Annotated in this window: 28 protein-coding genes and 1 other annotated feature; of the genes, 23 read left to right on the top strand and 5 right to left on the bottom strand. The window is 40.2% G+C overall.

What is annotated here, in order from left to right; all coding sequences use genetic code 11:
- Window positions 1-82: 82 nt before the first annotated feature.
- The 8 genes from MKY65_RS13155 to minD all read left to right on the top strand — a co-directional run bounded on the left by MKY65_RS13155 (window position 83) and on the right by minD (window position 7670).
- Window positions 83-1339, top strand: coding sequence for a folylpolyglutamate synthase/dihydrofolate synthase family protein (locus tag MKY65_RS13155; protein ID WP_339177501.1), 1257 nt, complete (start codon window positions 83-85; stop codon window positions 1337-1339).
- Window positions 1340-1455: 116 nt separating this feature from the next.
- Complete coding sequence (locus MKY65_RS13150) at window positions 1456-2316, top strand: SPOR domain-containing protein (protein ID WP_339177500.1); 861 nt, start codon at window positions 1456-1458, stop codon at window positions 2314-2316.
- Between the two features lie 334 nt (window positions 2317-2650).
- A complete protein-coding gene (radC, locus tag MKY65_RS13145) occupies window positions 2651-3337 on the top strand; it encodes a DNA repair protein RadC (protein ID WP_339177498.1) in 687 nt (228 codons plus the stop codon).
- Between the two features lie 290 nt (window positions 3338-3627).
- Window positions 3628-4665: a rod shape-determining protein gene (locus tag MKY65_RS13140; protein ID WP_339177496.1), complete on the top strand. Its 1038-nt coding sequence runs from the start codon at window positions 3628-3630 to the stop codon at window positions 4663-4665.
- A gap of 15 nt (window positions 4666-4680) precedes the next feature.
- Entirely contained in the window at window positions 4681-5562 is an 882-nt protein-coding gene (gene mreC, locus MKY65_RS13135) for a rod shape-determining protein MreC (protein ID WP_339177495.1), read from the top strand.
- Entirely contained in the window at window positions 5559-6083 is a 525-nt protein-coding gene (gene mreD, locus MKY65_RS13130) for a rod shape-determining protein MreD (RefSeq protein WP_339177494.1), read from the top strand. The genes mreC and mreD overlap by 4 nt, the downstream gene beginning before the upstream one ends.
- A 113-nt stretch (window positions 6084-6196) precedes the next feature.
- Entirely contained in the window at window positions 6197-6883 is a 687-nt protein-coding gene (gene minC, locus MKY65_RS13125; RefSeq protein ID WP_339177493.1) for a septum site-determining protein MinC, read from the top strand.
- Entirely contained in the window at window positions 6876-7670 is a 795-nt protein-coding gene (gene minD / locus MKY65_RS13120) for a septum site-determining protein MinD (protein ID WP_042534389.1), read from the top strand. The genes minC and minD overlap by 8 nt, the downstream gene beginning before the upstream one ends.
- Window positions 7671-7726: 56 nt before the next feature.
- Here minD and MKY65_RS13115 read toward each other — a convergent pair whose 3' ends face one another.
- Window positions 7727-8593, bottom strand: coding sequence for a M50 family metallopeptidase (locus MKY65_RS13115; RefSeq protein ID WP_339177488.1), 867 nt, complete (start codon window positions 8591-8593; stop codon window positions 7727-7729).
- A complete protein-coding gene (locus MKY65_RS13110; RefSeq protein ID WP_193062311.1) occupies window positions 8577-9365 on the bottom strand; it encodes a M23 family metallopeptidase in 789 nt (262 codons plus the stop codon). Before MKY65_RS13110 ends, MKY65_RS13115 begins: the two co-directional genes overlap by 17 nt.
- A gap of 297 nt (window positions 9366-9662) precedes the next feature.
- Window positions 9663-9737 (top strand) — a sequence feature (ribosomal protein L21 leader region).
- Window positions 9738-9752: 15 nt separating this feature from the next.
- On the opposite strand from MKY65_RS13110, the gene rplU reads away from it, so the two are divergent.
- The 6 genes from rplU to pheA all read left to right on the top strand — a co-directional run bounded on the left by rplU (window position 9753) and on the right by pheA (window position 13732).
- A complete protein-coding gene (gene rplU, locus MKY65_RS13105; protein WP_042534385.1) occupies window positions 9753-10061 on the top strand; it encodes a 50S ribosomal protein L21 in 309 nt (102 codons plus the stop codon).
- Between the two features lie 16 nt (window positions 10062-10077).
- Window positions 10078-10407, top strand: a complete 330-nt coding sequence (locus tag MKY65_RS13100) for a ribosomal-processing cysteine protease Prp (protein ID WP_339177484.1) — start codon at window positions 10078-10080, stop codon at window positions 10405-10407.
- Window positions 10408-10421: 14 nt separating this feature from the next.
- Entirely contained in the window at window positions 10422-10712 is a 291-nt protein-coding gene (gene rpmA / locus MKY65_RS13095) for a 50S ribosomal protein L27 (protein WP_339177482.1), read from the top strand.
- Window positions 10713-10870: 158 nt separating this feature from the next.
- Entirely contained in the window at window positions 10871-11404 is a 534-nt protein-coding gene (locus MKY65_RS13090; RefSeq protein WP_193062306.1) for a Spo0B domain-containing protein, read from the top strand.
- Window positions 11405-11406: 2 nt separating this feature from the next.
- On the top strand, window positions 11407-12687 hold the full coding sequence (obgE, locus tag MKY65_RS13085) for a GTPase ObgE (RefSeq protein WP_339177480.1): 1281 nt from the start codon (window positions 11407-11409) through the stop codon (window positions 12685-12687).
- Between the two features lie 190 nt (window positions 12688-12877).
- Complete coding sequence (gene pheA / locus MKY65_RS13080; RefSeq protein WP_339177478.1) at window positions 12878-13732, top strand: prephenate dehydratase; 855 nt, start codon at window positions 12878-12880, stop codon at window positions 13730-13732.
- A gap of 148 nt (window positions 13733-13880) precedes the next feature.
- Here pheA and MKY65_RS13075 read toward each other — a convergent pair whose 3' ends face one another.
- A complete protein-coding gene (locus MKY65_RS13075; RefSeq protein ID WP_339177475.1) occupies window positions 13881-15503 on the bottom strand; it encodes a BCCT family transporter in 1623 nt (540 codons plus the stop codon).
- Between the two features lie 488 nt (window positions 15504-15991).
- Window positions 15992-17614: a BCCT family transporter gene (locus MKY65_RS13070; RefSeq protein WP_339177474.1), complete on the bottom strand. Its 1623-nt coding sequence runs from the start codon at window positions 17612-17614 to the stop codon at window positions 15992-15994.
- Between the two features lie 596 nt (window positions 17615-18210).
- Between MKY65_RS13070 and safA the strand changes: the two genes are divergently transcribed.
- The 9 genes from safA to yajC all read left to right on the top strand — a co-directional run bounded on the left by safA (window position 18211) and on the right by yajC (window position 25472).
- The gene (gene safA, locus MKY65_RS13065) at window positions 18211-19449 is read left to right on the top strand and encodes a SafA/ExsA family spore coat assembly protein (RefSeq protein ID WP_339177472.1); all 1239 of its coding nucleotides are present in this window, start codon (window positions 18211-18213) and stop codon (window positions 19447-19449) included.
- Window positions 19450-19517: 68 nt separating this feature from the next.
- Window positions 19518-20033, top strand: a complete 516-nt coding sequence (locus MKY65_RS13060; RefSeq protein WP_339177469.1) for a YhcN/YlaJ family sporulation lipoprotein — start codon at window positions 19518-19520, stop codon at window positions 20031-20033.
- An 84-nt stretch (window positions 20034-20117) separates the two neighbouring features.
- The gene (locus MKY65_RS13055) at window positions 20118-20849 is read left to right on the top strand and encodes a YebC/PmpR family DNA-binding transcriptional regulator (protein WP_339177466.1); all 732 of its coding nucleotides are present in this window, start codon (window positions 20118-20120) and stop codon (window positions 20847-20849) included.
- Window positions 20850-21101: 252 nt separating this feature from the next.
- On the top strand, window positions 21102-21713 hold the full coding sequence (ruvA, locus tag MKY65_RS13050) for a Holliday junction branch migration protein RuvA (RefSeq protein ID WP_339177464.1): 612 nt from the start codon (window positions 21102-21104) through the stop codon (window positions 21711-21713).
- An 18-nt stretch (window positions 21714-21731) separates the two neighbouring features.
- The gene (ruvB, locus tag MKY65_RS13045) at window positions 21732-22739 is read left to right on the top strand and encodes a Holliday junction branch migration DNA helicase RuvB (RefSeq protein ID WP_339177463.1); all 1008 of its coding nucleotides are present in this window, start codon (window positions 21732-21734) and stop codon (window positions 22737-22739) included.
- Window positions 22739-22930: a DUF2905 domain-containing protein gene (locus tag MKY65_RS13040; RefSeq protein WP_339177461.1), complete on the top strand. Its 192-nt coding sequence runs from the start codon at window positions 22739-22741 to the stop codon at window positions 22928-22930. The genes ruvB and MKY65_RS13040 overlap by 1 nt, the downstream gene beginning before the upstream one ends.
- 28 nt (window positions 22931-22958) lie before the next feature.
- Window positions 22959-23993 (top strand): tRNA preQ1(34) S-adenosylmethionine ribosyltransferase-isomerase QueA, encoded by a 1035-nt coding sequence (gene queA / locus MKY65_RS13035; RefSeq protein WP_339177459.1) that lies wholly within the window; start codon window positions 22959-22961, stop codon window positions 23991-23993.
- Between the two features lie 59 nt (window positions 23994-24052).
- Window positions 24053-25192 (top strand): tRNA guanosine(34) transglycosylase Tgt, encoded by a 1140-nt coding sequence (tgt, locus tag MKY65_RS13030; RefSeq protein WP_339185241.1) that lies wholly within the window; start codon window positions 24053-24055, stop codon window positions 25190-25192.
- A gap of 16 nt (window positions 25193-25208) precedes the next feature.
- Window positions 25209-25472, top strand: a complete 264-nt coding sequence (gene yajC, locus MKY65_RS13025) for a preprotein translocase subunit YajC (RefSeq protein ID WP_339177458.1) — start codon at window positions 25209-25211, stop codon at window positions 25470-25472.
- Between the two features lie 65 nt (window positions 25473-25537).
- Here the strand turns inward: yajC and MKY65_RS13020 are convergent, their stop codons facing one another.
- Window positions 25538-25921 carry a TIGR04086 family membrane protein gene (locus MKY65_RS13020; protein WP_339177455.1) on the bottom strand — a complete coding sequence of 128 codons (384 nt, stop codon included), beginning with the start codon at window positions 25919-25921 and terminating at the stop codon, window positions 25538-25540.
- Between the last annotated feature and the right edge of the window lie 63 nt (window positions 25922-25984).

Raw genomic sequence — 25984 nt, 5'->3', positions numbered from 1 at the left:
TATGTAATATAGCAGGGAAAAGCACGGACGCTTATGCTGTGATAATTAGTATACGATGAAATAGACAAAGGAGGAAAGAAAGATGCGTACGAACATCCATGATTTTTTTGAAAAACGTCAGCAGCTTGGCGTACAGCCGGGGCTAGACCGGATAGAAGCATTATTAGAAGCTTTAGATCATCCGGAGAAGAAGTTTACTTCGGTCCACATTGCCGGTACAAACGGAAAAGGATCCACAGGAGCTTTTTTGCAGGCTGCTTTAAGAGCAAATCGTTATCGGATTGGAACCTTTACATCACCAAGTTTAAATGGTTTGACCGGATTTATTCTCTACAATGGGGAATTTATTTCAGAAGATGTATTCGCCGAACTATTTGAAGAAATAAATCCAATCATTGAACAAATGGATCAAGAAGGCAAGCCGCCAAGCCATTTTGAAATTATGACAGCAATGGCATTTTTATATTTCTCCAGAAATGTTGATATAGCTATTATTGAAGCTGGTATGGGCGGAAGAGACGATACTACCAATGTGATACAACCAGTTTTATCCATTATTACCACGGTTTCCAAGGACCATACTGCTTTTTTGGGAGATACACTTGTGGAAATCGCAGCGCATAAAGCTGGAATTATAAAACCTCATACTCCGATTATAACAGGGGTAGAAGGAGAGGCGCTCACTCCAATTGTTAATGAAGCAAATAAAAATAGAGCAGTATTATATCGTTTTGGGATGGACTTTACGATGGAAAATATTCAGATTGATGAATTTGAATGGAAAAACCTTGGCTCGCGTTATCGAGTAAAGCTTCGGACAATTGGGTTACATCAGCATCATAATGCTTCCGTAGCGATACAGGCGTTAAAAGTGTTAAAAAATCGATTCGGTCATCTGGATATGCACACGTCCATCGAAGCAATTCAAAAAGTGACCATCGCCGGCAGAATGGAAAAGATTCATGATAATCCGTTTATTCTAGTAGATGGTGCTCATAACGAAGCAGGAGTAAGAGCTTTTATTAAAACTGTGAGAGCTATTTATCCAAGAAGAAAAGTACATGTACTGTTTGCAGCTTTTAAAGATAAAGATATAGAAGAAATGCAACGTCTGCTGGCAGATGTCTTTCCAAACTTATATATAACATCGTTTGACCATCCCCGGGCAGCTGCCTTAACCGATTATCCGCTGCAAGATAAGGGAGAACAGGTCGAGGACTGGCAGGCATGGATGAAAGAAAAAATAAAAACGTCAATGGCACCGATCCTGATAACAGGTTCCTTTCATTTTGTTGATTATATCCGTTCTTTTGTGAAGACACTTGAAGCGTCTGAATAGGGAGGGGTTATCAAGAAAATTGTAGAACGATTATAATAGATAGCGTCATGATTCGCCTTACTTTTTACAAGGGCTGTGCTAGAGTAAAACAAAACTGGCACTGGAGGGCTGGATGAATGACAAAACATAAACTGCATAGAATAAAAGATACGAAAGGTACTTGGACATACAAAGTCCACACATCCTCCAAAGAAGATAGTGCAGAAAGAGCATCGGCAGCAACGCTGGAGAACGAACCGGAAGAAACAGACATCACCACGCTGACAGCTGTCAAAAGCACGAATAAGGGGAAATTAAAAAGAAATTCGGTATGGAAAACAATCCTGATTAGTGGAGGTAGTGCTGTGCTTGTCGGCACCTTGATTGGTTTTTTTATTTTCCGGATGTTTCTGCAGGTTGATACACCGACAAGTGCTGAAAATCCATCCCAAACAACCCCAGCGGTAACGCCGGCAGAAAAGGAAGAAGCCAGTCCAGATGTTATTGCTGTTACACTCGCTTCGTTAGAAACCTATATCCTTCAAGCAGGTGTTTTTTCAGAACAAGAAAATGCTGACCCATTAATCGCCAGCTTGACGAATTTAAATATTCCATCTGTATTTTTTGACAGGGATGGAGAGTTTTATCTAATGGCAGGAGTTGCATCATCAGAGGATGCTGCACAGGCTCTTGCTGCATCCCTTTCCGATAATCAGGCAGAGCTTTATGTGAAGGCATGGGGAACGCAGACAAAGGAAATAGAAATGACCGAAGCAGAAAGTGAATGGATCACAGCGTTTCAAACTTTTTTTGAGGAGCAGCTCCAGCAGACAGAGTCCAATCAGCCGATTGCTGAGGAAGAGATAGCTGCTCTAGTGGACAAGGCTCCTGCAGAGACTGTGGCGATTGATGAATTATTAAGCAGCTTAACCGAAATGCAAGGAGAGCCTTCTTCTTATCAATTGTTGACCTGGATGAAAATCTATGACGAATTATAGGGAGCAGATGTTGAAAAACCATTAGAAAGCTGGCATATCAATCCAGCTTTCTAATGGTTTTTCTTAATGAACTGGTAATTTTATATAAAATTTATTTTTACAATAGTAATAAGTTAACAAAACAGCCGTTTCTTATTGGAAAACAGCAATTATAGTGAGATAAATTATATTGGAAACGGATATTTGCCAGGTTGTCGGAAAAGAACGGTATCGCTATGATGTAAAGTGAAACTTTCTTCAGCGGTTTTTTTACCTCTGCCGAAGAAGGGAAAAGGCTAAGTTCGCGACGTCATCGGACGGAGACTGCGATAAATAAACGAAAGGCGGGATACCCGTGGGAAAACCAATTTTTATACGAGATTTGCCGACAGAAGACAGACCGAGAGAGCGCTTGCTAAAATATGGGGCAGATAAATTGAGCAACCAGGAAATACTTTCTATTTTAATCGGCAGCGGTTCTAAAAATGAACCGGTTCAATTACTTGCAGACCGTATTTTGATGCATTTTGAAGGGATAAAGCTGCTGCGAGATGCCACTGTGGAAGAATTGACAGCGATTAAAGGGATTGGAACGGCAAAAAGTTTAAATATACTGGCTGCCATTGAGCTTGGAAAGCGAATCAGCAGCTATAAGCCGGTAGATGCCTATGTAATCCGCTCTCCAGAAGACGGCGCGAATTACGTTATGGAAGAGATGCGTAATTTATCGCAGGAGCATTTTGTAGCGCTTTTTCTAAATACTAAAAATCAAATCATTCACCGGCAGACTATCTTTATCGGTTCGTTAAATGCTTCTATCGTCCACCCCCGTGAGCTGTTCCGAGAAGCTGTAAAACGGTCAGCTGCCTCCATACTAGTTTGCCATAATCACCCCTCCGGAGATCCAACCCCCTCACAGGAAGATATTCTTGTTACAAAGCGTCTTGTCGAATCTGGAGATATCATCGGAATAAAGGTTATTGATCATTTAGTTATTGGGAATGAGTGTTTTGTTTCATTAAAACAAAAAGGATACTTATAAATACTATCTATTTTAGCGTTTTTTTCGTATAATTATATTTGGAATTAATTTTCAGCGCCATTTTTCGGAAAATATAAAAGTGGCGCTTCTTAGAATTGTAGAAAGTGTCACTTCATTCTGCGGGGCGTTTTTTTAATCCCTGCAAAAGAAGCTTTATTGCGAAAGGAATACATTCTATAGTGCTGATATAAAACGAAATTGCCTTCCGGGGCAGTTTTACGGTTGGTTATCCATAATAGAGGAACAGCTAAAAATTAATACGTGATGTAAGGACGGAAAGGATGAAATTTATGGGGATATTTAATTTTTCACAGGATTTAGGAATTGATTTAGGAACAGCAAATACATTGGTTTATGTAAAAGGTAAAGGAGTTATTGTCCGGGAGCCTTCTGTTGTAGCTAAAAATTTGGAGACTGGCGCCGTCGAGGCCGTTGGAAGTGATGCAAGAATGATGATCGGACGTACACCCGGAAATATTTCCGTTGTCCGACCGATGAAGGACGGGGTAATTGCAGATTACGATACCACTTCCATCATGATGAATTACTATATGAAAAAAGCAATGAAGAAACGTTCTCTTTTTGCCAAGAAGCCTAATGTGATGATCTGTGTTCCATCTGGGATTACCATGGTGGAGGAAAGGGCAGTTATTGATGCTACCAAGCAGGCCGGTGCGAAAGAAGCCTATCCGATCGCAGAGCCGTTTGCTGCGGCAATTGGAGCAGGCTTGCCAGTCTGGGAGCCGACAGGAAGTATGATTGTTGATATTGGCGGAGGAACAACGGAAATTGCTGTTATTTCTTTGGGAGGAATTGTAACGAGCAGCTCCATTCGAATTGCAGGAGATGATATGGATGAAGCGATTATCTCTTACATAAGAAAAAAATATAACCTAATGATTGGAGAAAGATCTGCTGAATCGATTAAAATGGATATAGCAGCAGCGAAAAAAGGCATTGTTGGAGAAGAACGGGATATTAGAGGGCGTGATTTGTTGACGGGATTGCCAAAAACAATTACAGTTACATCGGAAGAAATTTCTGGAGCTTTGGATGATAATATTGATGCAATTGTCAATGCTGTCAAAACAACATTGGAAAAAACGCCGCCAGAATTATCTGCTGATATCATGGATAGAGGAATCGTCTTATCTGGAGGCGGTGCTCTGTTAGAAAATCTGGATAAAGTCATTAGTGATGAAACGAAAATTCCTGTATTTGTTACAGATGAACCATTGGAAAGCGTGGCAATTGGAACTGGAAAATCACTTGATTACATCGAACAATTCCGTTCAGCTCCGAGTGTGTCTTCACGCGCGTTAAATTAATAAGTAGGTGTTTGTATGAATTTTTTTCGAAGCAAGAAATTATTTATAATCCTTATTGGATTTATTGTACTAGTGGTGTTAATAGGATATTCTCTAAACAATCGAGGACATTTAAACGTTGGCGAAAAGATTGTCAGTGATGCTGTAGGGTGGGTGCAAAATGTAGCACAGGCCCCAGTAACGTTTGTCACTGATATTGCTTCCAATATCAGTGATTTCAAGACAACATATGAAGAAAATCAAGTATTAAGGGAGCAGCTGTCTCAACAAAAAAGTGTAGCGTATGATTTGCAAAATCTGGAAGAAGAAAATGAAGAACTGCGTTCCATAATTGATATGACGGAAACAGCACGGGATTATGAACCAATCTATGCAACAGTGATTGCCCGTTCGCCGGAGCAATGGGTGAATCAGGTAACCATTAATCGCGGAGAGAATGATGGGGTACAGGAAAATATGGTTGTGCGTACAGCTGAAGGAATGATTGGAAAAGTGCTTCATACATCAGGGGGCACGGCCACTGTACAATTACTGACAGGTTTTGACGAGTTTAACCGTGTTTCTGCAACTGTATTAAGAGAAGATGACAGTGATATTTTTGGAATGATAGAAGGATTCGACGAAGAGTCAGAGATGCTTTTATTCCGGATTATTGAAGAATCGGATACAGATATTGAGGAAGGAGATACCGTGTATTCCTCAGAACTTGGCGGAGAGTTTCCGGCAGGTATAACCATTGGTGAAGTAAGTGAAGTGGTTGCTGACCAATATGGATTAACCAGAATCGCAATGGTTGAACCGGCAGCGGATTTATTTGATATTCGTAATGTCATTGTTGTGAATCGTTCTATTGATCAGCCGGAAGAGGATGAAGCAGAAGGGGATGACGAGTCTTGACTAGACGTGTGATATTCCCTTTGATTCTATTCATCGTCATGGTACTCAGCGGCGTGGCTTTAGAGCTTTTACCTCACCAGTTATTAATGGGTACATATATGATTGTGCCGCACTGGCTGTTTATTATGCTCATTTACATTGCCATATTCTACGACCGTAATGATACTTATTATGCTGTTTTATATGCACTTATTTTTGGATTGCTTTTTGATATTGTGTATACAGGTATTTTGGGTGTTTATATGTTTTCTTATGCACTGGTAATTTACATTGTCCGCGGTTTAAAGAAAATGCTGCAAGGTAACTTTTATGTGCTGTTAATCCTTTCTGCTTTTGGAATAGCTCTGGCTGATGTAAGTGTCTATACGGTTTTCACTGTGATTGGGTTAGCAGATATGCCGATAGAAGTATACTTATTGAATCGATTAGTGCCTACCATTCTTTTGAATCTTTTATTCCTGGTATTAATCTACCCGCTAATAATAAAACCAATGCGGAAATGGGGAAGAGAATTAACCTGATCTGACCGTTTGAAATAAATCTGTTCAAACGTATATTTATGAAAGAGCGGCGGACTCTGCTCAGTCAGTAATCTGCGTTTATGCTGACTGTAGAAAAAAGAGGTGAATAAATCGTGCAAGAAACCAAACCGACCATCACGATCAAAGGGACAAGAGATGGTTTGATTTTATTTATAGATGAAAATTCTTCTTTTGAAGAAATTGTCCAAGATTTAATCAAAAAGCTTGATGAAAGCAGCCCGAAAAAAGAGGAGCCTGTAGTTTCTGTAAAAGTAAAATTAGGACACCGTTATTTAACCGAGGAACAGCGCAATCAATTAAAGGAAATTATTGAAGAGAAGAATCGTTTCCAGATTGAAGCAATGGAATCCGAAGTTATACCGATCAAAGATGCAAAAACTTGGCTGGATCAGAGTAAATTAAAAGTAGTTAACCAGATTGTCCGATCTGGACAAGTTCTTGAAACAGAAGGCGATTTGCTGCTGATTGGTGATGTGAACCCTGGAGGCAGAGTAAGAGCCAGAGGAAACATCTATATCATGGGGAACTTATTAGGAATTGCACATGCTGGCACAGAAGGGGACCAAGAGGCTTTTATAGCTGCTTCTTATATGAAACCGGCACAGCTTCGAATTGCAGAATATATCAGTCGGGCACCTGATTATGAAGCAGATGGAGTATACATGGAATGCGGAATCATTGATCCGGATCAGAACAAGATTGTAATTGATTCTATCAAAATACTTTCTAAACAGAGAAAGGTGATTAGCGCATTTGAGAGGAGAATGAATAATGGGTGAAGCGATTGTAATTACATCCGGGAAAGGTGGAGTTGGTAAAACAACGACAACTGCAAATATTGGGACATCTTTAGCTTTAATGGACAAAAAAGTTTGTTTAATTGATACAGATATCGGCCTTCGTAATCTCGATGTAATTATGGGGCTGGAAAATCGGATTATTTATGATATTGTTGACGTTATTCAAGGACGCTGCAAGCTGCAGCAGGCTTTAATCAAAGATAAGCGTTTTGATTACCTTTCTTTACTTCCTGCCGCACAGACAAGCGATAAGTCCTCTGTCACCACAGAGGGAATGAAAGAGATCGTGACAGAATTAAAGCAAGAATACGATTATATCATTATTGATTGTCCGGCAGGGATTGAACAAGGTTTTCAAAACGCCATTGCCGGAGCGGACAGAGCGATTGTAGTCACAACACCTGAAAATTCCAGTGTACGCGATGCGGATCGGATTATCGGATTGATTGAAAAAGAGGATATGATTGAACCGCCGAGACTCGTCATTAATCGGATCCGTAATCATATGATGCAGAATGGCGATATGCTCGATGTGGACGATATTGTTCAACTGTTAGCAATTGATCTAATCGGGATTGTAGCGGATAGTGAAGAAATGATTAAAGCTTCTAATAAAGGAGAACCCATTGCGCTGCATCCAAATTTTAAATCCTCTATCAGCTATCGTAACATAGCCAGAAGGATTTTAGGCGAAACCGTTCCGCTGCAGTCGCTTGAGGAAGAAAAGAGTTTTATGCAAAAGGTAAAAGCATTCTTTAAAATATAATAATCTTATAAATAAGACATCCGCTGCGGCAATACCGTGGCGGATGTCTTATTTATTCAGTAGCCAGTAAAAGCCTCCCCAATCGTTTTTCGATAAGGCCTCTCATTAAAATAGAAATCCAAGCATTCATTATCCTCTACAGAAATACGTTCTCTATCAGGATATTCGATATAAATAGTATGTTTTTTTTCACGATGAAACCGGGCTAATACATCTAAAAAGCTATCTTGAGGAGATGCATAAATCGGTTGGATAGCACGTACAAAATGTCCGCTCTCATATCTCTTTAAAAGAAAACGGATAAACACATAAAAGCGATATTTCCATTCTTTTCGATTTTCATGTATTAAAAAGAGCCAAATAAGAAAACTGCTCAGTGTAAATGGAAAGAAAAGAAGCTGAGCGATAATAATCAGGGCGCAAATTACTAAAGAGCTGATGATAGTTACATAATATGCCTTTTTAAAGGTTAAGAAAGTAGTTAAAGCTAAGAAAACAAGTTTTCCGCCATCCAGCGGCCAAACAGGCAGCAAGTTAAATAAGAGAATGATTGTATTATAATAAAGAATTAATCCGTAGTAATAGTCTGGTATCATTCCAAAGGAAAATGCGCTATAAAGGAAGCCGTATATGAAAACTTGTACCATCGGACCTGCCAGTATAACGATTACTTCTTCACGGACGGGGCGAGTCCCGTGTTCATCTGTCTTCATGACGCCGCCGAAAGCCCAGAGAATGATAGCGGAAATTCGCCATTTAAAAGAAGAAGCAGCAACATAGTGCCCTAATTCGTGAAGAAAAACAATGCTGAATATAATAGCAAGTTCAGTAAAAGAACCTGTTAAAAAGGAAATTACAAAGAATATCCAAAGAATCGGATGTAGATGAATAAGCTGTACGGAATTTTTAAGGCTGTTGATCAACCAGAATCACCTGCTCAGGATCAATATATTGGTTTTCTTGCTCAATTGCGAAAAAAACAGATGAACTTTCGCTTTCCATTTCCATTCCTGAGGTTCCCAGAACTTGCCCATTGGCAATATGCTGATATAAATGAACCTCGATGGAATCTAAAAAGCCATATTGTGTCGTGGTTCCATCTGCATGCTGAATTTTGACCGTTTTTTCTGTGGAACGGTCGTTGCCGGCAAACACAACGATACCTTCTTGGACAGCTGCTACATTTTCTTCTCCCTCCGGTTCAATATAGATGCCTTGCCCATTTTCATGGAAATGCTCTGAAATGATGCCGTTGACTGGAAGATATCCTGCATCGTTGGTTACTTCTTCTGTAACTGTACTCGGCCTGAATGACAGGGGAGCACCAAATGCATCAGAATACCATGCATTTACTTTTGCAAAAGGAAATTGATTCGTTAAAGTGGAAGTAAGCCACTCTTTGGGCTGTTGCATAAATGGCCTGTCTATTTCTGTAACGAACGCGGTCCCCAGAAACAGTGAAACGGACAAAAGAGCCTTCACAGCAATGCTGGTAATACGGGAATTGTTCTCAGGACTTGCTGAATTTGTATGGCTGGCGGATATAGAAGGATAAAAACCATGAGACTCTTCCATTTCCGGTAACGCGTTACTTTGCAGATAATCTTCTTGCTGGCTCCGGTTTGTTCGGTTTAATCCTTTTGCTTTTTGACGCATTTCAATGGCTTTGCGAATTCTTTTTAAGTTTTTATCCATACATCTCACATTCCTTTATAGCGTGGTGTGATTCATTATATGTTGAACAAGCTGTATATATGAGTAAATGGCAGAAAGATAAATGACAGACTGTGAAGGCAGGAGATGATTGATATTTATCCCTTTATCAATGGATATATCGCAGTGTATAAAGGTAAGGTTCTTGCAGAAAGAAGCATTATTTTATATAATATGAAAGACATTCCGTCTAAAGGAACGAATATAAAGGTATTTTTTAAAAAAGGTTGACAATGAAACCTGTAAAATGATAAGATTTATCTGTTATGCAAAGTAGCACCCGTGCTACAACCGCGCAGAACAGGTTTTAAAACTGCTGTCGGCAGTACCTGAATGGCGAGTCTGAGTTTAAAGAGGAGGTGCATATAAATGTACGCAATTATTGAAACTGGTGGTAAGCAAGTTAAAGTAACTGAGGGACAAGAAATTTATGTAGAGAAAGTTACTGGTGAAGTGAATGACACGGTAACTTTTGAGAAAGTCCTATTCGTCGGCGGAGACGATGTGAAGGTTGGTGCTCCATATGTGGATGGCGCATCTGTAACAGCTAAGGTTGAAAAACATGGCCGTCAAAAGAAAATTGACGTTGTGAAGTTCAAGCCTAAAAAAAACTATCATCGTAAACAAGGTCATCGTCAACCATATACGAAACTTGTAATCGATAAAATCAGCTTATAAGGTTCTGTTGTTCATAATGATTCAGGTAACGTTTTTTCAATCTGACAATCGGGTTACAGCATTTAAACTTACTGGACATGCAGAGAGCGGTCCTTATGGGTATGATCTTGTCTGTGCAGGAGTTTCAGCTGTAACATTTGGTGCTGTGAATGCAATTATGAAGCTATGTGAGACAGACCTCGATATTGATCAGGGAGCTGACGGCGGTTATCTTGCTGTAAAGCTTCCAACGAATATAAGCTCTGAAAAACTTGAAAAAATACAGTGGCTGGTAAAAGGGATGATTGTCTCTTTAGAAACCATTGAAGAAAGTTATGAGGAGCATATTGAACTGAAATTTTCATAAGGAGGTGCATTTTCATGTTACGTCTTGATTTACAATTTTTCGCATCTAAAAAAGGTGTAGGTAGCTCAAAAAACGGTCGTGATTCAGAATCAAAACGACTTGGATCTAAACGTGCTGATGGACAGTTTGTAACTGGCGGTTCTATCCTTTATCGTCAACGCGGCACAAAAATTTATCCAGGTGAGAATGTTGGCCGCGGCGGGGATGACACGCTTTTTGCTAAAATCGATGGTGTTGTGAGATTCGAACGCTTCGGTAGAAATCGTAAAAAAGTTAGTGTTTATCCTGTAGCTAAAGAAGCATAATGCTCGGATAACAGTATAGTTAAGAAACGAACAAGACAGGCTGTCGAGATAATCTCTCGACAGCCTTCTTTGATTTCTAAAGTATAGCCGGATTCTGCTGTTTACGACTTTTGATTTCCTCTGATTTCTGCTATACTCAATTTTAATGAGGTGAAGGAATGGACGAAAAGGAGACAGTTGGTTTAATCCAGAAGTATCGACATGATCTAATGAACCGATTACAAATTGTTTCCGGTTATTTGAGTATGGGAAAAGCAGATAAAGCAAAAAAGAATTTAGATGATGTAATCAAGTTTTATGAAGAGGAACGAAAACTGATGCGGTTGAATGCAGATGCATTTATGATCTGGGTATTGCGATTTCAGGATAACTACCCTTCTTTTGCATTAACCTATCGTATAGATTTGCTGGAATCAATGGAAAAATCCATTGACGGGCAGAAGCTTCTCTCTGCTTGTGAAGCATTATTAGCTGTTTTATCAGAGGCTGCAGAAGCGTTCCAGATGCACGAACTCTTTCTCCATATGAAAGAAAAAGAAACTCATTGGGAAATCGGGATGAACATAAATGATGTCGTACTTGAGAAAATAAATGTGAATGGCGTAGAAAAACAATATGGGATTTCTATGACAAATGAAAAAGAACAAACAAGCTTTAATTGGAAAATAGCAAAGGAAGAAAGAGGTGAATAGCCATGTTTGTCGATCAGGTAAGTGTCTATGTGAAAGCCGGAGACGGTGGTAATGGACTTGTTGCATACCGCAGGGAGAAATATGTTCCCAAAGGCGGTCCTGCAGGTGGAGACGGCGGTAATGGAGCGGATATCGTCTTTAAGGTAGATGAAGGTTTAAATACGTTAATGGACTTTCGTTACAATCGTCATTTTAAAGGTAAACGCGGTGAAAACGGAATGAGTAAAACCCAGCACGGTAAAAATGCTGCTGCTTATGTGATTCCAGTACCACCCGGAACGACTGTAATCGATGAAGATACAGAAGAAGTAATAGCCGATTTAACAACTCACGAGCAAGAGGCTGTTATCGCAAAAGCGGGGCGCGGAGGAAGAGGTAACACAAGGTTTGCCAGTCCGCGTAATCCAGCTCCCGATATGGCAGAAAACGGTGAACCGGGGCAGGAGCGTAATATTAAAGTAGAGCTGAAGCTGATTGCTGATGTGGGGCTGGTCGGTTTTCCAAGTGTCGGCAAGTCAACATTATTGTCTGTCGTCAGTGCGGCTAAGCCAAAGGTTGCTGCTTATCATTTTACAACGATTGCTCCTAACCTGGGTGTTGTGGACACAGGAGACCAGCGCAGCTTTGTGATGGCCGATTTACCCGGTTTAATAGAGGGCGCCTCCCAAGGTGTCGGATTAGGCCATCAATTCCTGCGCCATGTGGAACGTACAAGAGTTATTGTACATGTGATTGATATGGCGGGGACAGAAGGTCGCGACCCTTATGAAGACTATATTAAGATTAATGAAGAGCTTGCGGCGTATGATAAGAAGCTTTTAACAAGACCGCAAATCATCGCTGCCAATAAAATGGACATGCCGGGTTCAGAAGAGAATTTAGCAGGGTTCAAAGAAAACCTCGGAGAAGAAGTTCCGATATATAAAATTTCAGCTGTTACAAAGGATGGCCTGAGGGATTTATTATTTGCAGTGGCAGATAAGCTGGAAGAGATTCCAAAATATGAGCCAGAGATAGAACAGGCGGACGAAACGGTTGTTTATCGTTATCAGAAGGAAGAGGATCCTTTCCATATCACAAGAGATCCGGATGGTGCATACGTACTCTATGGACATCGAATCGAAACATTATTTAAAATGACTGATTTCCAACATGATGAAGCTGTTCAGCGTTTTTCCCGCCAATTAAGAGGAATGGGTGTAGATAAAGCGCTTCGTGAGCGCGGAGCACAAGACGGTGATACGGTTCGGTTGTTAGATTATGAATTTGATTTTATTGAATAGATTTTAATTTTCAGTTCCAAGCTCCAAAAACGAAGAGATAACACATGAGCCCCGGCGGAAAAACTTAGCAGCCGGCAAGCCTGCAGGTGGAGACAGACCAAAGTTCAAAGTTGAACCGCACCAAATGAATTGGGGGCTCAAATCTCGACGTTGTTTAACAGGTGCTTTGCATTTTTCTATTTAGGAGGAAATGAAGTTGACGAGTATTGGTTATTTAGGTCCCAAAGGAACATTTACAAAATTAGCAGTAGATGCAACGTTTAACGGAGAACATAAAGAAGCTTTCAAAACAATCCCTGAATGTATCGATGCCGTAGATAAAGGAGAAATCGATATTGGAGTTGTTCCGTTAGAAAACGCCATTGAAGGAACTGTACAATTGACGGTGGATTATTTGATCCATCAAGTGCGGATACCCGTAGCGGGAGAAATCGTTGTCCCGATTCAACAGCATTTATTGGTACGCAGTGATATAGTTCAAAAAGAATCCGATATAGAAGAGGTACATTCGCACAGTCATGCTATCGCTCAGTGCCATCAATATTTGCATCAGAATTTACATAATGCCAAAATTGCTTTTACCTCCTCAACGGGGAAAGCGGCTGAAATCGTAAGTGATTCTGATCAGCCCATTGCAGCTATCGGAAATCGTGCAGCGGCATCAGAGTATGGCTTGGAAATAATGAAAGAAAACATTCATGATTATCCAAATAACCATACCCGATTCCTGATCCTTTCCCACCAGCCGGAGAAAGTTAAAATCAAAAGCGAAGCCAAGGGTGATAAAACAACGCTTTTAATTACGCTGCCAAGTGACCAGGCAGGAGCACTGCATCAAATTCTTTCTGCCTTTGCTTGGCGTAAATTGAACTTATCTAAGATTGAGTCCAGACCTACGAAAACAGGATTAGGCAATTATTTCTTTATTATTGATGTGGATCAAGCTTATGACGATGTGCTGCTTCCAGGGGTCAAAGCTGAGCTGGAAGCACTAGGATGCCAGGTTACGATCCTGGGGTCATATTCCGTTTACGATATCTTATAAGATAAAGATATGATACTATTTGCAGTTTACAAGCGAGGATAGCAGTAATATAATGATACAAATAAAAATGCGTTATATTCTACAAGCAGCGTAATTGCGAAAGAACGAAAAAAGTGCTGAGGCATTATGCCCAGCACTTTTTTCGTTCTTATATCCCTTTTGTATCGTCTTTTTGTTTTTCCCTGTACGTTTCTAATTTTTTTTCATATTCCTCAGGCGAAGTTTCCAGATATGTTTTCACCCGCTGTTTGTTCGGTGTTATCGTTAACCCTAGGAATTTTCTTTCTTCATTAGCAATTTTGAAGAAGGATATAACCAGCAATATGACTACAATACTAAATGGCAATGCAGCTGTTATCGCAGCTGATTGCAATGCGTCGAGACCAGTTTCTCCTCCCGCTAATAAAAGGATAAATGCGATAGCTGATAGGGAGACTCCCCAAACAACCTTCACTCTGCCAGCAGGAGTTAAAGAACCAAATGACGTTTGCATCCCTAAAACGAAAGTTGCTGAGTCAGCTGAAGTTATAAAGAATATAGCTACAAGCAGAACTGCAACGATAGATAAAATGGTGCCAAGCGGCATTTCATTGAAAATCCCGAACAATTGGGTCTCCGGAGGCATATCAAAAATATGCGGCGCACTTTGGCCAATAGAAATACCTGTAACACCAAATACACTGAACCATAAAATCCCTATTACTGTAGGTACAAGCAGTACGGCTAAAATAAACTCGCGGACTGTACGCCCTTTAGAAACACGTGCGATAAAGATTCCTACAAACGGGCTCCAGCTCATCCACCAGCCCCAGTAATAAATCGTCCACTGAGACATCCATTCACTTTTCTGTTCATTAAGCGGCGCAACGTCTAAAGCGTTGAATAAAAAGTTTTGTAAGTACGCACCGGTTCCGCTCGTCATCATATTTAAGATTAGAATGGTTGGCCCTACAATCATTATGATAAGAAATAGAATCCCGGCTAATACCATATTTACATTACTTAAATATTGGATTCCTTTACTTAAACCGCTCCACGCGCTGATTAAGAACAGTACTGTTACCACAGCTATAATAATTGCTTGTACAAATATGTTATTAGGTACGCCGAATAAGTAGTTTAAACCGCCATTGATCTGCAAAGCACCTACACCAAGTGAGACGGCAACACCGATTACGGTTGCAAAAACAGCAAGAACGTCCACCACAGTGCCCAAAGGCCCGTCGACACGATCGTGGAATATTGGGCGTAATGCTTTGGATAAGAGTCCAACTTCTCCTCTTCTAAATTGAGAATATGCGAGTGCCAGTGCTACGACGCCGTATATCGCCCATGCATGGAAACCATAGTGTAAGAAAGTAGAGCGCATCGATTCAAGCATCGCTTCGTTCGTCTCTGGATCCGCTGTTGGCGGAGCAAGATAATGCGAAACAGGCTCCGACGCACCGTAGAACACTAATCCAATTCCCATTCCGGCACTAAATAACATAGCAAGCCAAGAAACGGTATTGAATTCTGGTTTATCTTTTGGTTTTCCTAACTTTAATGTTCCAATTGGACTGAAAATCAGAAAAATACAAAAGAAAACAAGGATGGTTGTAAGAATCATGTAGTACCAGCCAAAGTATTCTGTAATCCAACCTGATAAATTACCTGCAATGTTTCCAAATCCTTCTGGAAATACTGCTCCAAGTATTACTAAAATGCCAATGACAATAGAGGCATAAAGAAAAACATTAGACATTTTTCTTTTTGATGAGATTTTACTCATAATTTGCTCCTTCCCGTATTTAAAACAATCCTAAATACAAATTTGAATATTGTATTTATTAGACTTTCATATCCTAACAAGGAACCGCAATAAAATCAACTGCTGACCGGATGAAAACAACGGGAAACCCTTCCTGTACTGCAGTAAGAACAATTTTTCAATTTTATTAAGCTTCTTGTATTAAAATACACTCTTATATCTATATACCTCTATAAAAAAAAAAGAAAACATTTTAAATCAAAAAGAACATCCTTTATAATAATCAGCCAGTTATTTGAATATTGAAAAGCAAAGTGATTTATATGACATTGCTGCTTTTGAATGTTCTGTTTAAAAGGATAACCTGTCAAAAATTATAATGAGCTAAGAAAAAATGCTGAGACATTACCTTCTCAACACTTTTTCATATCATGCAATAGATGTTCAAATGCATTTGGAAGTTCTTACCCAAAAGGTCCTTATCTTGATGCGTCATTTTTTACATTTACTTATATTCCTTTTGTATCGTCTTTTTGATTTTCCCGGTATGTTTCTAATTTCTTGTCGTATTCCTCTGGCGAAGTTTCCAGATACGTCTGCATTCTTTTTCTGTTAGGTGTTATGGATAAACCTAAAAATTTCCTTTCCTCATTAGCAATTTTAAAGAAGGATATAACCAGCAATATAACAACGATGCTGAATGGTAAGGCGGCAGTTATTGCGGCCGACTGCAACGCATCGAGGCCGTTTTCTCCGCCGGCTAAAAGAAGGATATATCCAATGGCTGACAAGGAAGCTCCCCAAATAATTTTAATCTTTCTATCCGGAGTTAAAGAGCCAAACGATGTTTGCATCCCTAAAACGAATGTTGCTGAATCTGCAGACGTTATAAAGAATATGGTTACGAGCAGAATTGCAACAATGGATAAAATGGTGCTCAGCGGCATTTCATTGAAAACTGCAAATAATTGCGTTTCCGGGCCCATATCAAAGATTTGCGGTGCACTTTGTGCAATCGAAATACTTGTAACGCCAAATACGCTGAACCATAAAATACTGATGATTGTAGGGACAAGCATTACAGCCAAAACAAATTCACGAATCGACCGTCCTCTGGAAACACGTGCAATGAAGATACCGACAAACGGGCTCCAGCTCATCCACCATCCCCAATAATAAAGCGTCCAGTCAGCCATCCAATCACTCTTTTGCTGATTTAACGGCGCAACATCTAAAGAGTTATATAGAAGATTTTGCAAATAGGAGCCTGCTCCGCTTGTCATCATATTTAAGATTAAAATGGTCGGTCCAACAATTAATATGGTAAGAAATAATATGCCGGCCAGCACCATGTTTGCATTACTCAAATATTGAAGCCCTTTATTTATTCCGCTCCAGGCACTGATTAGAAAAAGCACTGTCACAATAGCTATAATGATTCCCTGGACGAGGGAGTTATTAGGTATATCGAAAAGGTAGTTTAACCCGCCATTGATTTGCAAAGCCCCGACACCAAGTGATACGGCGACACCAACCACAGTTGCAAAAACGGCCAATACATCTACGACAGTGCCTAATGGCCCGTCGACACGATCATGGAATAATGGGCGTAATGCTTTGGATAGAAGTCCGACTTCTCCTTTTCTAAATTGTGAATATGCAAGAGAGAGTGCAACCACCCCGTATATAGCCCAGGCATGAAATCCATAATGTAAAAATGTTGAGCGAACCGATTCAAGCATGGCAGCGTTGGTCTGTGGATCCGCTGTAGGCGGGGCAATATAATGTGAGATTGGCTCAGATGCACCATAGAACACTAATCCAATTCCCATTCCGGCACTAAATAACATTGCCAGCCAGGAGATAGTACGAAATTCTGGTTTATCTTTTGGCTTTCCTAATTTTAAAGTTCCAATAGGACTGAAAATAAGAAATAAACAAAAGAAAACAAGGACAGCAGTTAGAATCATGTAATACCAGCCGAAGTAGCTCGTAATCCAGGATGATAAGTTACCGGAAATTTGTCCAAATTGATCTGGAAATACTGCTCCAAGTATCACTAAAATGCCGACAATAATAGAGGCATAAATAAAAACACCAGATATTTTCCTTTTTTTAGAGGATTTGCTCATAATTTTCTCCTTCCCGTATTTAAAATGTACATACAATGATTTTTATTATATTTTTGGACTTCCGTAACCTAAAACAGACATAACGAATAGGGCTAGCCATAGACTAAACCCCGGCATCCGCTATAACATTTATGAACGTTATGAGAGCAGGGAAATCCAGCAGAAAAATGGCGATTCTCTTTTTTATTCAGCGTGGGTTCAGGCTTTCGGAAAGAGTACTGTTTTTTCAAGCTTATCGTCCGGTAGTATATTTACCCATCGTTTCTCCACCTTAAATTTTGATGAAGAAATTCAATTAGGTTTAAAAGCAGGGGACACCTGACGCAAGAAATTATATTTAAATTACGCTTTCCCTGATTAGTATGTACAAATTAGATTTAAACATTTATGGATGCCGACACTATTTTGACAGGTCACCTTTTTGAGGGACTGGAAAGAAAACCATGGTTTTTCTTAATCCGAACGAAACGAAATACTGAAAGTTTGAAAATTAATAAGCATGTAATCCTCCCTGTGCAACTTTTTTCTTTTTCATGCATATGCTGATATAGAGCATTAGCCCATTTCAATGATGAAAGGGAAAGGAGTTCGTAATTTTGAAAATACACATTGTGCAGCTTGGAGATACGTTGTGGAAATTGGCAGAGAAGTATAATGCTTCTTTTGAAGAATTAAAAAAGGTAAATTCACATTTGGCAGACCCGGAAAAATTGATGCCTGGAATGAAAATAAAAATACCCGGATCAAAAAAAGCAGTACAAAAAAGTACAACTAAAAACGAACAGATGACACCAAAATCCAAGGCAGATAAGACTTCTAAGAAGGAACAAATGACGCCGGTTGCTAATAACGAAGAGACAAAAACATCCAAGAAAGAACAAAAAAAACCAGTGCAAAAAGAAGAGCAGAAAAAAGCAGAACATCCTTACAAGCAAAAAACTCCGACACCAATTGCTGTATTAAAAGAGGATGATCAAAAAGAAAAGAAAAAAGAACAATTTGAAGCAGTGATGCCCAAAATGCCTCAAATGCCACAGGCGCCTGCTATGCCTATTTTAGAAAAGGAAATGAAAACAGAAAAGAAACCATACAAAATGCCAGAGCCGCCGAAGCCAAAAGAACATAAGCAAGAAAAAACCGCACCTGCCAAAGAACAACAGCCAGCCAGTATGGCAGAACCGCAAACACAACAGACTGAACAGCAGCAACCTGCATTTGATTTTGAGACATATCAGCAGCCAGCAGCAATGCCGTGTGAACCAATGCCCTTTATTCCGCAGATGATGCCAGTATTTTATATGCCTTGTCCGCCGATGCACCCGCCGGTACATCCGTATCACCCGTATCCTGTTCATCCGGGAATGCAGCAAGGATTTCCTATGATGCCGCCGACGGGAGACTGCGGCTGTGGAGGGCAGCAACCACTACCGCCGATGCAAGGCAGCTTTGCCCCGATTCCGGCCGGTTTTAATGAATCGCAGTTTGAAGCAGCTCCTCAGCAGTTTCAAGGAATGATGCCTTATCAGCAGCCGTCCGTAAATGAAGCAAGTCAGCAGCCACCGATGCCTGAATCTTATCAGTCAGTAACGAACCGTACATTGCATTCTAATCAACAGACCGATAATGATAAGCCGTTGTCACCTAATAAAGCCAATCATCTGCCAACATCAGCATCATTTATGGAGAATCCGGGGCAGAGTTCAATTTTTACTGAAAATCGACATTATTTCCAGCCTCATCAGACACCGTTATCTAATTCACATGGAAATACATTCTATCCAAAGCCGCCATTCTATCCGGAACAGCCTGATGATAAACATGATTCCAGCTCATAAAAGTTATTATAAAAAAGGGGTAAAAAATCCTTCCTTATCCATACTACAGTATGAGGGAGGATTTTATTATGTTTAAAATACAATATATGTTTTATGCAGTGTTCATCGCTATATTATTAACAGGCTGTGCAGATACTACTACTACAGAAAGAGATGCAGGTAAAGATGAACAAGCGAATGAGGACCAATTCGTTCAGCCAATTCATTATGAGGGTACCAGGAATCAGAAAGTGTCAGAAAAGGATGCTGAAAAACAAACGGATGCTCCGTCATTAGACACTTTTGACAGAGATGAATCTGCTGCATTTCAAAAAATGATCAGTGAGAACGTTGACGTAGAAGACGTCCAAGTTGTAACAGCGAATGACCGTATCGTTGTTGCTGTTCAAATGAAAAAAGGTACAAATCAGCGTGATTTTGAAGAAATAAGCGAGGAAATCGAACAAATTCTGGATACAGATAAGCAGCTATTTATTTATAATAATGTAGCAAAATGGGAGCGGGTCAAAGATTTTTATGCACGGGATGAAGCGAATCAAATGGGAGAAGATATGGAACGTGTGTTTGAAAATCTGTTCGAGTAGCTAAGGAAAAAAGACGGTTTTCCTTTTCTGATGGGACTTTTTTTGATATAGTAAAAAAAGAGTTTCGAGAGAGGAGTATGTCTAATGGCTGGACATTCCAAATGGAAAAATATACAGAAGAGAAAAAATGCACAGGATGCAAAAAAAGGTAAAATTTTTATGAGGCATGCGAAAGATATCTATCTTGCTGCGAAAAGCGGCGGCGGAGATATGGATACCAATGCTGCTTTAAGAACAGCTGTTGATAAAGCGAAGGCTGACAATATGCCTAATGATAATATAGAGAGAAATATAAAAAAAGCAACAGGTACGCTGGATGGCGCCACTTATGAGGAAATCACCTATGAAGGTTATGGTCCAGGCGGTGTTGCGGTTATTGTAAATGTCTTAACAGATAATAAAAACCGTACTGCAGCAGAAATCAGACATGCTTTTAAAAAGAATGGCGGAAATCTCGGGGAAAATGGAAGTGTATCTTTTATGTTTGATCGTAAAGGCTACATTGTCGTTGAAAATGAAGACGGCTCTATTGATGAAGATACGATGACTTTAGATGCACTGGAAGCGGGCGCAGAGGATGTCAGCGTAGAGGATGGAGCTTATGAGATCTTCACAAGCCCGGAGGATTACCAGGGAGTTGTCTCTTATTTAGAAGAGCAGTCTTACAAGTTAGCTGATGCAGAAGTCACTTTCATCCCGCAAAATTATAATTCTTTATCTCCGGAAGATGAAGATAAGATGATGAAGTTAGTGGATGCACTGGAAGAAAGTGAAGATGTCCAGGATGTTCATCATAATCTGGAGACGAATGAATAAACTTCTATTTATCATAAATAGAAGTTTATTCATTGATTCAGTGTAAAGGGGAAGTTCAAAAAGTCCAATAAAAATCACACGGCGGGATAAGGAACTTCTACTAAAAATGCCCACGTCGTGCTAGTGTCGGCGTTGCAACAACTCTTTCTGATGGGGTGAGTAATCGTAACCCCAGGACGTTTGCGGCTTTAGCCGACTTGGTCCTATTTATGGGTTTTTTTGAACATGTACTTAAAATAAAGGGAGCTCAATATGATTGCATATATAAAAGGAAAGCTTATGACGATAAAAGATAATGCTGTTATTGTGGATGTACATGGGATTGGGTATGAGCTGATTTGTCCCAATCCTTATGTTTTTGAACCGGAAATGAATCAGCAAGTCCAAATACATACGCATCATCATGTCAGAGAGGATGCACAAATCCTATTCGGCTTTCGGAATACGGATGAGAAATATTTATTCACGAAGCTTATTTCTGTGTCAGGCATTGGTCCTAAAGGAGCTTTGGCAATTTTAGCCGGTGTGAATATTCAAGGGTTTATTGCAGCAGTGGAAAATGAAGATGAAAAATTTTTAACAACCTTTCCCGGGGTCGGAAAAAAAACAGCCCGCCAGATTATTTTAGACTTAAAAGGGAAGCTGGTTCATGATTTTGCAATAGAGAATAATGCGGAGCAGACTTCTGGGGAAACAGCAGGATCCGGGGAGCGCGAAATTGTTTCTGAAGCACTGGACGCGCTAAAATCATTAGGCTTTACCACAAGTGAATTGAAAAAAATTACGCCGCAGTTGAAATCAGATACGTCACTTGCAAATACAGACGAGGTTATTCGCAAAGCATTTAGTCTGCTGGCAAAATAATAGAAAGGAGGGTTCCTCTTGGATGAACGTATGATTGACGGGAACTTGCATGATGAGGATGTATCGATAGAGCAAAGTTTAAGGCCGTTGCAATTAGAGGATTACATTGGTCAGCCCAAGGTAAAGGAAAATTTAAGTATATTTATCCAAGCTGCTAAGATGCGCGAAGAACCGCTTGATCATGTATTGCTGTTCGGTCCGCCGGGATTAGGTAAAACAACACTGGCTTCTATTATTGCTAATGAGATGGGTGTACAATTCAGATCTACTTCCGGTCCGGCAATAGAGAGAGCAGGAGATTTAGCGGCGATTCTTTCTTCATTGGAGCCTGGAGATGTATTATTTATTGATGAAGTGCATCGTCTTCCAAGGTCTGTGGAAGAAGTGCTCTATCCGGCTATGGAAGACTTTTTTATTGATATTGTAATCGGCAGCGGACCAAGTGCGCGCAGTGTCCGGATTGATTTGCCGCCTTTTACACTGGTGGGGGCAACAACACGGTCGGGGCTCTTGAGTGCGCCGCTGCGTGACCGCTTTGGCGTACTCAGCCGCCTGGAATATTATGATGTAGCAGATTTGCGTCAAATTGTCATGCGTACAGCCGATATATTCCATATGACGATTTCAGAGGATGCTGCTGTAGAGATAGCCCGCAGATCTAGAGGAACGCCGCGTATCGCAAACCGATTATTGAAAAGAGTGCGCGATATTTCCCAGGTAAAAGGGGAAACAGAGATTAGCTTTGAAACAACCAGACAAGCGTTAAAAATGCTGCAGGTCGATGACGCTGGTTTGGATCATATCGATCATAAGCTGTTGAAAGAAATTATAGAAGGATTTAACGGCGGACCAGTCGGCTTAGATACTATTGCAGCAACGATTGGTGAAGAATCGCAGACGATTGAAGAAGTATATGAACCTTTTCTGCTGCAATTAGGTTTTATCCAGCGCACACCCAGAGGCAGGAAAGTGACACCCAAAGCCTATGAACATTTTGGAATACCAATGATAAATGGGGAAGAGTAATGGGAAAGCTTTTTATTATTGCAGGGGTTGTACTGATTGTCATTGGCTTGCTTTGGACCTTTATTGGGAGACTTCCGGGTGATTTTACGTTCCAAAAAGGAAATATGACCTTTCATTTTCCGTTAATGACTTCTATTCTTGTTAGTGTCATATTAACGCTGATTTTATTTATCATCAGCAGATTTAGATAAAGTTTTAATGATAAGAGGAAAGTAAGGGATGGACATGAATATAGAAGATTTTGATTTTGATCTGCCTGAGGAGTTGATTGCGCAGATGCCATTAAAGGATCGGACTGCGTCCAGGCTTTGTGTCTTGGATAAACAGACAGGTCAAATACAGCATCAGCATTTTTCAGATATAATAAACTACCTTCATGCTGGCGATTGCCTTGTTTTAAATGATACGAAGGTGCTGCCTGCCCGCCTGTATGGTGTAAAGGAGGATACCGGTGCGAAGCTGGAGGTCCTTTTACTGCATCAGGAAGAAGGCGACAGCTGGGAAGTATTAGTAAAGCCAGCGAAGAAAGTAAAAAAAGGGACAGTCATTGATTTTGGAGACGGGCTGTTAAAAACTGTTTGCACAGGTACAAAAGAACATGGCGGACGTACAGTCGAATTTTCTTACCAGGGTATTTTTTATGAAATATTAGATGAGCTTGGTGAAATGCCTTTACCGCCGTATATTAAGGAACAGCTTTCTGAAAAGGACCGTTATCAGACGGTTTATGCAAAAGAAAAAGGATCTGCCGCTGCGCCGACTGCCGGTCTTCATTTTACCGATGCGTTATTACAGCAGATAAAGGAGAAAGGTGTCCAGATTATTTTTATTACGCTTCATGTTGGTTTAGGTACGTTTCGTCCGGTAAGTGTAGACTCTGTAGAAGAGCACACGATGCATAGTGAATTTTACCGCATGTCAAGGGAAGCGGCTGAAGCTTTGAATAATGCCAAAGCAGAGGGCAGAAGAATTATTTCAGTAGGAACCACCTCCACCCGGACGCTGGAGACAATTGCCCGGGATAATCACGGTTCCTTTACAGAAACAAGCGGCTGGACTGATATTTTTATCTATCCGCCATATCAATATCAGGCAATTGATGGATTAATTACAAATTTTCATCTTCCTAAATCAACACTTATCATGCTTGTAAGTGCTCTGGCCGGGAAAGATGAAGTACTTCATGCATATCATGAGGCTGTGAAAGAACGTTATCGTTTCTTCAGTTTTGGAGATGCGATGCTAATTATCTAGCCTAACGAGGTATAAATACGTTATGATATGTTTAGGCTGAAGAAAAGGGAAGATAAATGATGATACCGATAACGTATGAATTAATTAAAACAGATAAACAGACAGGAGCGAGGCTTGGACGTGTCCATACGCCACATGGCTCGTTTGATACACCAACCTTTATGCCGGTAGGTACGCTGGCAACAGTAAAAACAATGAGCCCGGAAGAGTTACATTCGATGCAGGCAAATATTATCTTATCGAATACCTATCATTTGTGGCTGCGCCCCGGAGAGGATATTATTGAAGAGGCTGGCGGCCTGCATAAGTTTATGAACTGGGATAAAGCCATTTTGACAGATTCAGGCGGCTTCCAGGTGTTCAGCTTAAGCGATATGCGTCAAATTGAGGAGAAAGGCGTTCACTTCCGAAATCATTTAAATGGAGAGAAGCTGTTTCTTTCACCTGAAAAAGCAATGCATATTCAAAATGCATTAGGATCAGATATTATGATGGCATTTGATGAATGTCCTCCGTACCCGGCGACCTATGATTATATGAAGTCATCTGTTGAACGGACCTCCCGGTGGGCAGAGCGCTGTCTGGAGGCGCATAAGCGTCCGGAGACCCAGGGTCTTTTTGGTATCGTTCAGGGCGGAGAATATGAAGAATTACGAAAACAAAGCGCTCAAGATTTAATTTCTCTTGATTTTCCCGGCTATGCGATTGGCGGATTATCCGTTGGAGAGCCAAAAGATGTGATGAATCATGTCTTGGAATTCACTACACCCCTATTGCCGGCGAATAAGCCAAGATATTTAATGGGAGTCGGTTCCCCGGATGCACTGATTGATGGTGCGATTCGCGGCGTAGATATGTTTGACTGTGTTCTGCCGACCCGGATTGCCAGAAATGGAACCTGTATGACTTCAAACGGCCGATTAGTAGTTCGGAATGCAAAATATGCGCGTGATTTTTCACCGATAGATGAGCATTGCGACTGTCACGTTTGTAAGAATTATACAAGAGCTTACATCCGACATTTAATAAAATGTAACGAAACATTCGGATTCCGACTTACGACTTATCATAACCTGCATTTTCTGTTAAACTTAATGGAGCAAGTCCGAACTGCTATAAAAGATGATCGACTTGGCGATTTCAAAGAGGAATTCTTTGAACAATATGGATTGAATCAAGAGAATCCAAAGAACTTTTAGGAAGGAGTTGGAACATATGGAAATGGTTACACCTATTTTATGGATCGTACTTATGTTTGCTATTTTTTATTTCTTACTTATTCGTCCGCAGCAAAAGCGTCAGAAGCAAGTAAGAGAAATGCAAGATAGCCTGCAAAAAGGTAATGAAATCATAACAATCGGCGGATTACATGCGAAAATCCATGCGATTGATGAAGGCACCATTGTGTTAATTACTGAAGAAGGTACAAAATTAACATATGACCGTTCAGCAATCAGAGAAGTAAAACAAGACGCATAATCCATGAAAAAAGCTAATGAGTAACATTCATTAGCTTTTTTTTATGGATTACTATCGTTTACAAATCAATTTTCTTCTGCCGGGCTTGAAAAATTAACTCCGATAATTCCGCCTAATATGGCTGCAATCAGATAAAACCCGTGATACATCGCTTGTGTCAATGTAAAACCCTGCTGGTAGCCGAGAAATTGCACCAGAAAAACAAATCCGGTAAATCCTAAACCAATCATCACCCCTAAAAGCCAGCCCTTTGCTTTTCCTTTTAAACCAGTAATTATTCCGCAGGTGAACAAAATAACCAGACCAATGACAAAGGTTGCCCATGATAAAGTTGATTCTGTCATGTCCACGAATTTTAATAACAAGCCCAATGCAAAGCTCGTGAGAAAAAGTAAAACGAATAATATAATCCAACCGTAGAGTAAGGATGTCCATTGAATTTTTACCATTGATTCATCTCCTCTGAGTTTGTCCCTTAATTAAATTTATGCCCGGACATTTTATTTAGAAGA

The sequence above is a fragment of the Oceanobacillus sp. FSL W7-1293 genome (assembly GCF_037969815.1).
Classification (GTDB): Bacteria; Bacillota; Bacilli; order Bacillales; family Amphibacillaceae; genus Oceanobacillus; species Oceanobacillus oncorhynchi.
Note: the sequence above shows the minus strand (reverse complement) of the source record. Positions and strands in the feature narration are given on the sequence as shown.

What these genes read in the sequence shown, in the direction of transcription:
- MKY65_RS13155 (WP_339177501.1), top strand. Translation starts at nt 83, where the DNA reads ATGCGTACGAACATCCATGATTTTTTTGAAAAACGTCAGCAGCTTGGC.
- MKY65_RS13150 (WP_339177500.1), top strand. Translation starts at nt 1,456, where the DNA reads ATGACAAAACATAAACTGCATAGAATAAAAGATACGAAAGGTACTTGG.
- MKY65_RS13140 (WP_339177496.1), top strand. Translation starts at nt 3,628, where the DNA reads ATGGGGATATTTAATTTTTCACAGGATTTAGGAATTGATTTAGGAACA.
- mreC (WP_339177495.1), top strand. Translation starts at nt 4,681, where the DNA reads ATGAATTTTTTTCGAAGCAAGAAATTATTTATAATCCTTATTGGATTT.
- minD (WP_042534389.1), top strand. Translation starts at nt 6,876, where the DNA reads ATGGGTGAAGCGATTGTAATTACATCCGGGAAAGGTGGAGTTGGTAAA.
- MKY65_RS13110 (WP_193062311.1), bottom strand. Translation starts at nt 9,365, where the DNA reads ATGGATAAAAACTTAAAAAGAATTCGCAAAGCCATTGAAATGCGTCAA.
- rplU (WP_042534385.1), top strand. Translation starts at nt 9,753, where the DNA reads ATGTACGCAATTATTGAAACTGGTGGTAAGCAAGTTAAAGTAACTGAG.
- MKY65_RS13100 (WP_339177484.1), top strand. Translation starts at nt 10,078, where the DNA reads ATGATTCAGGTAACGTTTTTTCAATCTGACAATCGGGTTACAGCATTT.
- rpmA (WP_339177482.1), top strand. Translation starts at nt 10,422, where the DNA reads ATGTTACGTCTTGATTTACAATTTTTCGCATCTAAAAAAGGTGTAGGT.
- MKY65_RS13090 (WP_193062306.1), top strand. Translation starts at nt 10,871, where the DNA reads ATGGACGAAAAGGAGACAGTTGGTTTAATCCAGAAGTATCGACATGAT.
- obgE (WP_339177480.1), top strand. Translation starts at nt 11,407, where the DNA reads ATGTTTGTCGATCAGGTAAGTGTCTATGTGAAAGCCGGAGACGGTGGT.
- pheA (WP_339177478.1), top strand. Translation starts at nt 12,878, where the DNA reads ATGAAGTTGACGAGTATTGGTTATTTAGGTCCCAAAGGAACATTTACA.
- MKY65_RS13075 (WP_339177475.1), bottom strand. Translation starts at nt 15,503, where the DNA reads ATGAGTAAAATCTCATCAAAAAGAAAAATGTCTAATGTTTTTCTTTAT.
- MKY65_RS13070 (WP_339177474.1), bottom strand. Translation starts at nt 17,614, where the DNA reads ATGAGCAAATCCTCTAAAAAAAGGAAAATATCTGGTGTTTTTATTTAT.
- MKY65_RS13060 (WP_339177469.1), top strand. Translation starts at nt 19,518, where the DNA reads ATGTTTAAAATACAATATATGTTTTATGCAGTGTTCATCGCTATATTA.
- MKY65_RS13055 (WP_339177466.1), top strand. Translation starts at nt 20,118, where the DNA reads ATGGCTGGACATTCCAAATGGAAAAATATACAGAAGAGAAAAAATGCA.
- ruvA (WP_339177464.1), top strand. Translation starts at nt 21,102, where the DNA reads ATGATTGCATATATAAAAGGAAAGCTTATGACGATAAAAGATAATGCT.
- MKY65_RS13040 (WP_339177461.1), top strand. Translation starts at nt 22,739, where the DNA reads ATGGGAAAGCTTTTTATTATTGCAGGGGTTGTACTGATTGTCATTGGC.
- queA (WP_339177459.1), top strand. Translation starts at nt 22,959, where the DNA reads ATGGACATGAATATAGAAGATTTTGATTTTGATCTGCCTGAGGAGTTG.
- tgt (WP_339185241.1), top strand. Translation starts at nt 24,053, where the DNA reads ATGATACCGATAACGTATGAATTAATTAAAACAGATAAACAGACAGGA.
- yajC (WP_339177458.1), top strand. Translation starts at nt 25,209, where the DNA reads ATGGAAATGGTTACACCTATTTTATGGATCGTACTTATGTTTGCTATT.
- MKY65_RS13020 (WP_339177455.1), bottom strand. Translation starts at nt 25,921, where the DNA reads ATGGTAAAAATTCAATGGACATCCTTACTCTACGGTTGGATTATATTA.